The sequence below is a fragment of the Acidobacteriota bacterium genome, from assembly GCA_034211275.1.
GTDB lineage: Bacteria > Acidobacteriota > Thermoanaerobaculia > Multivoradales > JAHZIX01 > JAGQSE01.
In genome coordinates this window covers 46143-52980 of the sequence record JAXHTF010000027.1, presented here as the reverse complement: position 1 = coordinate 52980, position 6838 = coordinate 46143, and the positions used below count along the sequence as shown (strand labels likewise).

At 64.2% G+C, this 6838-nt stretch carries 3 protein-coding genes; all 3 read right to left on the bottom strand.

Translation table 11 applies throughout. The features are described from left to right. Positions 1-676 (bottom strand): hypothetical protein (locus SX243_07125; GenBank protein ID MDY7092729.1); only part of this gene is annotated, 676 nt, incomplete at its 3' end. A gap of 359 nt (positions 677-1035) precedes the next feature. Beyond that, positions 1036-3474: a DNRLRE domain-containing protein gene (locus SX243_07120; GenBank protein MDY7092728.1), complete on the bottom strand. Its 2439-nt coding sequence runs from the start codon at positions 3472-3474 to the stop codon at positions 1036-1038. A gap of 286 nt (positions 3475-3760) precedes the next feature. Continuing rightward, entirely contained in the window at positions 3761-6202 is a 2442-nt protein-coding gene (locus SX243_07115; protein MDY7092727.1) for a DNRLRE domain-containing protein, read from the bottom strand. Positions 6203-6838 lie beyond the last annotated feature (636 nt).

The window sequence follows — 6838 nt, the reverse complement described above, 5'->3', positions numbered from 1 at the left end:
GCCGCCAGCAATCGGTGATGGTGGTGCCGTTGCAGAAGTTGGTGCCGGCGATATTCGGCGTCTTTTCGAATTCCGACTCCACTCCGTCGGGGCGGGAGACCAGGATCTTGGTCGCCGACACTTGGCGCAGCCGGTACTGCGAGGCGTCTTTGGTGTAGCGCACGGGCAGCGCCGAGGTGCCGTTGTTCCGGCCGTTGAGGAAGTGCAGATAGCGGACCGAGCCATCGGGCTCGACGTATTTCCAGCGATTGTTGTTGTCGGAGAAGTCCGCGTCCCGGTTGGGCCAGCTCTGTCGCTGGAAGCTGTCCATTCCGGATGGGGGCAGGGGTGCGTAAAGGCGGCCCAGGTGGACCTCCCAGCCCACGCCGGCGTTGGATTCCTGGTTGGGGATGGCGAAGATGGCAGGGGGATCGTTATTGCAGCCCTGTTGGTTGATGGCGCAGCGGACCTCGGGGAAATCCCATGCGTTGGAGTTATAGACCGCCTGCAACTGGTAGGTGAGGACGGGGCCGACGCTGTACTCCTGGCCCAGCGGGATGCGAAGCATCAGGTTGCCGGAGGAGGTGCTGATGGTTTCGAAGGGCTGGCCTTGTAGGAAGGGAGTCTGTCCCTGAAATCCGCGTTCGGAGGTGATGGGAGTGTCGACGGTGGCTCCGGCCTGACCGGCAGCGGGCACTGCGCCCGCGAGCGCCGCGCACAGGACGATCAGCGCCCAAGCGGCGGGCCATCGGAGAAGGGGGCGAAAGACGTCGCCGCTCTTCCGCCGGGTTGAGGTTCTCGAGACTGGCTTCCGAGGCATGCACTGCAAAATATTCATCGTCGTTCTGTCTCCATCCAGTTCAACGGATCGGGTGGTTCCCGAGTGAGGCTCTCGAATGGAAACGCGTAAAATCTGACTACTTCCCCTCATTGCCCTGCCGCGATTCTGCGGATCGATCAGTAACAAAGCCCCGACCCGGCATCGCTGCCGAGTCGGGGCTGGTTCATTGTGGGCTTCCAGCCGAGACTGGAAGCCATCGGGAGCGGGAGCGGGGATCAGTAGGTGACCACCAGTCGCGGTCCGAAGAGGGTGTCGGAGCTGTACACCCGCTGGCCCGGGGCGTCGGTGCAGACCAGGCCGAGGGTGTAGACGCCGTTGCCGTTGACATAGGTCTTGACATCGACGGCGATGGTGCCGCCGGCGGAGTAGGTGCCCGCGAGGAAGCTGCCGCTGTTGGCCAGGGAGGCGTTGTTCCAGGTGAGGCTGAACTGGCTCCAGCTGTCGTCGGTCATGTGGTAGATGCGCAGATTGTTGAGGGTCGACAGCGGGCGCATCTCCAGGTTGGCGGAGAGGACCGGGCTACCGACACCGGTGACGTTGTACTTCATGTAGGTGTGCCGGGCCTGACCGGAGCCGGAAGCCCGGAAGTACAGGTAGTTGTCGGTGCCATAGTTGGCGTTGGGGGACGCCTCGCTGACGTACGCATCATCGGTGGGGTAGAAGATCTTCGCCGTCACCTTGCGGAAGGATCGGGTGGTGGTCGAGGGGTTGCCCCAGATGTCGGTGGAGACGAGCTGCAGGGTGTGGTACCCGGGGCTGAGCTGCTCGGTGTCGAGGTTACCCCGGAAGCCGACATAGGGGCAGTTGGGGTCGTTGAGGCTGGCGTAGGCGGCGCACACGTCGCCGCGGCCGACGCTGGTGTTGAGGTTGGTCAGGGTCACCGGGGCGCCGTCGACTTTGAAGCTGAGGGTGTCGACGCCGGAGGTGTCGGTGGCCCAGCCGGAGACGGAGATGGTCCCGTAGACGTGCTCGTTGTGGTTGGGGTCGTCGAACCAGCTCACCGGCCCGGTGGTCTCATAGCCGTTGAGGCGGATGCTGTAGGGCACCTTCGTGCCGCTGGTGTCGGTGACCTCGGCGGTGATCAGGTGCTCGGCGCCGGAGCTCAGGCTGGTGGTCAGGGGGGAGCCCTGGCCGAGGTAGCCGTCGCGGTCCGAATACCACTTCACGTAGGCGGCGCGGTTGCCGTCCTCCGGGTCGGTGGCGGTGGCCTGGAGCTGGAAGTTGGAGCCGACGGTGACCTGGGCGCCGTCCGCCGGACTGGTGATCACCAGGCTCGGCGGATTGGTGGGCCGGAGAGGGGTGATGGTGGCGTATTTGAACGCCCGCTTGTAGGCCACGCAGGCGTTGTGGGAGGGAGTCGTGGCCTGGCTCGAATGCTCGCCGGTGGCGCGCCCTTGGTAGGGCACGTCGGGGTTGGAGAAGCGGGGGATGCGGCGGCAGTTGGACGGTCCCATGAAGCAGGCCATCACCGTGGCGTCGTCCGGCCCGGACTGGACCATGTCGAAACCGTAGGCCCAGGGGTAGATGGCCTTCTGATTGCCAGTGGTGGGCAGGGTGTCGTCCTCATGACGCATGCCGAAGGTGTGGCCGAACTCGTGGGCGAAGGTGTAGTCGTCGTCGCCACAGTCGAGCTCCGCGACCATGAAGGCCTTGTCGTCGAAGTGGACGGTGGAGTCGTACATGGCCTCGTAGGTCGAGCCGCCGAAAGTGCGGATCTCCGGCAGGTTGGCGATGCCGCAGTTGTTGTTGGGATGGGGAGGCACCACGATGCTGATCAGGTCGGCGCCGTGGGCTTTGCGCAGGAGCTCCACCTCGGTGTCGGGGTTGGAATCATTGACCTGCCCGTTGAGCCAGTTGAGCACCGGTTGGGTGGCGTGGTTGGGGCCGTTGGTGGAGGGCCCGGGGGGCTGCTCGGCGGTGATGGGGCCGACGTAGGCCAAGCGGTAGACGATGTTGACGCCACTGGTGCTGAACAGCATGTTGGCCTCGGAGACCTTGGAGGTGGCGTAATTTTGCACCCCGGCGGCCTGGGATTGCAGGCTCAGGGGGTAGAGGACCATGACGTCGACGGTGTACAGAGCCTTGTTGGGGAGGCACTGGTAATCCGACTGCGGCACCATGGCGGCGGAGGTCGATTGGAGCCCGTCGGTGAGGGCGGAGAGACCGGTCTCGCCAGGGTGGATGCCGCAGCCGCTGCCGGAGGACTCGACCTTCGACATGCGGTGGACTCCGGCGTCGGGGACGATGCGGTACGAGCCTCCCTCGGTGGTATGCAGGTTGGCGATGAGGCGATCCTGGAAGTAGTGGAAGCTGACGGTGCCGCCGAGATACTCACCGGCGGTACTCTGCAATTCACCGAACCAGTGATACTCGTCGGCGCTCAGCCACTGCCAATAGGCGCGGTGGGCCAGCGCGGTGGTGCCGTCCGGCAAGGGCACGGAGACGGCATCGGGGTCGCTTTGAATCAGCCCCTGGTCGAGGGTCAACAGGAAGTCGACACGGGTTTCCTCATCGGTGGTGGAGACAACCTCTTCGGAGAGCACATCGAAGGCTGCCGGAGGGACGTCGGCGCTGGCGGCGGGAGCCACCAGGGCGACGCCGAGGGAACAGAGCAGGATCGAGCAGACGATCCACGAGCGGGTTGGAGCGAGCATTGGTCAGTCCTTTCTTCGCCTCAAAGAGCGAGATATAGCTATAGGCTTGAGTGCCTCATTAGTAATACGCGGGAAGTCAGCGGGATTCTCCTCACCGAAGAGCCAGTCGGTGCTCCACAGCCCGGCGGGGCAGTACCGGCAAGACCGCCGAGGACAGACGATTCCCCTGGAACCGCCGCGCGAGGACCTTCAACGAAACAAGCCCCGCCCCGGCAGCGGTGCCGAGGCGGGGCTCCTTGGATTCAGGCCTCCGGCCCAGGCCGGAGCGGTCGAGGCAAGAAAGGGATTAGTAGGTGATCACCAATCGCGGTCCGAAGAGGCTGTCGTCGCTGAAGACGCGCTGCCCCGCAGCGTCGGTGCAGACCAGCCCCAGAGTGTGGACGCCATTGCCACTGATGTAGGACTTGACGTCGATGGAGATGTCGGTTCCGGAGGAGAAGGTACCGGCGAGGAAGCTACCGCTGTTGACCAACGAGGCGTTGTTCCAGGTGATGGTGCCTTCGCTCCAGCTGTCGTCGGTCATGTTGTAGATGCGCAGGTTGTTGAGCGTTGACGCTTGCTGCAGCTCGAGCTGAGCGGAGAGCACCGGGCTGCCGACGCCGGTGACGTTGAACTTCAAGTAGGTGTGCAGGGCCTGGCCGGAGCCGGTCGCCCGGAAGTACAGGAAGTCGTTGGTGCCGTAGTTGTTGTTGGGGGCCGCTTCGCTGACATAAGCGTCGTCGGTGGGAGCAAAGATCTTCGCTGTGACCTTGCGGAAGGAACGGTTGTAGGTCGAGGTGTTGCCCCAGATGTCCGTGGAGATGAGCTGCAGGGTGTGATAGCCGGGGCTGAACTGCTCGGTGTCGAGGTTGCCCCGGAAGCCCACATACGGGCAGTTGGGGTCGTTGAGGCTGGCGTAGGCGGCGCACACGTCGCCGCGGCTGAGGCTGGTGTTGAGCCCCGTGAGGGACACCGGGTTGCCGTCGACCTTGAAGCTGATGGTGTCGACGCCGGAGGTGTCGGTGGCCCAGCCGGAGACAGTGATGGTGCCGTACACCTGCTCATTGTGGCTGGGGTCGTCGATCCAGCTCACCGGGCCGTTGGTCTCATAGCCGTGGAGGCGGATGCTGTAGGGCACCTTGGTGCCGCTGGTGTCGGTGACCTCGGCGGTGATCAGGTGCTCGGCACCGGAGCTCAGGCTGGTGGTCAAGGGTGAGCCTTGGCCGAGGTAGCCGTCGCGGTCCGAATACCACTTCACGTAGGCGGCACGGTTGCCGTCCTCCGGATCGGTGGCGGTGGCCTGCAGCTGGAAGTTGGAGCCGACGGTGACCTGGGCCCCGTCCGCCGGGCTGGTGATCACCAAGCTCGGCGGGTCGGTGGGCCGGAGGGGCGTGATGGTGGCGTATTTGTACGCTCGCTTGTAGGCGACGCAGGCGTTGTGGGAGGGCGTGCTGGTCTGGCTCGAATGCTCGCCGGTGGCGCGCCCGTTGTAGGGGAGGTCGGGGTTGGAGAGGCGGAGAATCCGGTTGCAGTTGGACGGTCCCTGGAAGCAGGCCAGAGCTGTCGCGTCGTCCGGCGCGGACGGGACCACCATGTCGAAGCCGTAGGCCCAGGGGTAGACCGCCTGACGACTGCCGGTGGTGGGCAGCCGGTCATCCTCGTGACGCATGCCGAAGGTGTGCCCGAATTCATGGGCGAACGTGAAGTCCCCGGAGGGACAGGTGAGCTCGATCACCATGAAGGCCTTGTCATTGAATGGGGTGGTGGAGGCGTACATCGCCTCGTAGGTGGAGCCGCCGGAGGTGCGCTTCTCGGGCAGGTTGGCGATACCGCAGTTGTTGTTGGAGTGGTTGGGTACCACGATGCTGATCAGGTCGGCGCCGTGGGCCTTGCGCAGAAGCTCCACCTCGGTGTCGGGATTGGAGGCGTTGACCTGGCCGTTGATCCAGTTGAGTACCGGTGCGGTGGCGTGGTTGGGACCGGAGAGGGAAGGCCCCGGGGGCTGCTCGGCGGTGATGGGGCCGACGTAGGCCAGCCGGTAGACGATGTTGACGCCGCTATTGCTGAACAGCATGTTGGCCTCGGCGACCTTGCTGACGGCGAGGTTCTGCACGGCAGTGGCCTGGGACTGGAGGGTCAGGGGATAAAGCACCATCACGTCGACGGTGTACAGGGCCTTGTTGGGGACGCAGACGGTATCGGACTGCTGGACCATCGCCGCCTCGGCGGACTGCAGCTCCTCGGTGAGAGCGGAAGGCCCGCTCTCGGCGGGATGGAGACCGCAGCCGCCGCCGGAGGACTCCACCCGCGACATGCGGTGGACACCGGCGTCGGGGACGATCTGGTAGGAGCCTCCCTCGGCGGTGTACAGGTCGCCGATGAGACGATCGTGAAAATAGTGGAAGCTGACCATGCCGCCGAGAAGCTCGCCAGCGGCGCTGTGCAATTCACCGAACCAGTGGTATTCGTCGGCGCTCACCCACTGCCAGTAGGCACGCTGGGCGAGGGCGGTGGTGCCGTCCGGCAGGGGTACGGAGACGGTGTCGGGATCGCTTTGAATCAGCCCCTGGTCGATGGTGAGCAAGAGATCGACTCGAGACTCTTCGTCGGTGATGGCGACGGATTCTTCCGACAGGATTTCGAAGACCGCGGGGGCAGCCTCGGCCAGCGCGGTGGGAGCCGCCAGGGTGACGGCGAAACAGCAAAAGAGGATCGAATAGACGATCCACGAGCGGGTGTGAGCGAGCATTCATCAGTCCTTTCTTCGCTCCGAGCAGCGAATGAGAGAGCAATCGGCTGTATTGCCTTGATAAGAAACGCGGGATTTCGGCGGAAATCTCCTCACGCAAGCAGAGCTTCGTGGTCGAAGTCCAGGCTCTACGGTGTTCGTAGCAGCCCCTTAGTACACCAATGGGAGAAAGCAAAGCTTAGGTAACGGTGTCTGTAGGAGAGGGCAATACGGCGTTCGGTCCGAATCAATGCTGATCCGGGGCCAACAACGAGATCTGTAGAGCATTTTGAGGACAACTCTTGCGGCTCTACAAGGTTGCTGATTTAATAAAAGGAGTTCCCGGACATGACATGGACGAGCACTGGCACTACGAACGAGATGGGGCTGTCCAGGGACCGGTGTCCCTAGATGGTCTTCGGAAAGTGGTTCTCGCCGGAGAGATCCATCGTCAGAACCTGGTTTGGCGCAAGGGGATGGAGGAATGGCAGGAGCTGGGGAGCGTCGAAGAGCTCCAGGGGCTGCTCGAGGATCTGCCGCCGCCGTTGCCGCCGGGAACGGGCGCTCGGGTTCTGGAGATCCCTGACGGACCACCGCCACCACCTCCGCCGCTGGCCGCTGTCCGAGCACCGGAGCCAGCCGAGCCCGCGAGAGCTT

Coding starts and splice junctions, on each gene's coding strand:
- SX243_07120 (MDY7092728.1), bottom strand. CDS start 3,474: ATGCTCGCTCCAACCCGCTCGTGGATCGTCTGCTCGATCCTGCTCTGT.
- SX243_07115 (MDY7092727.1), bottom strand. CDS start 6,202: ATGCTCGCTCACACCCGCTCGTGGATCGTCTATTCGATCCTCTTTTGC.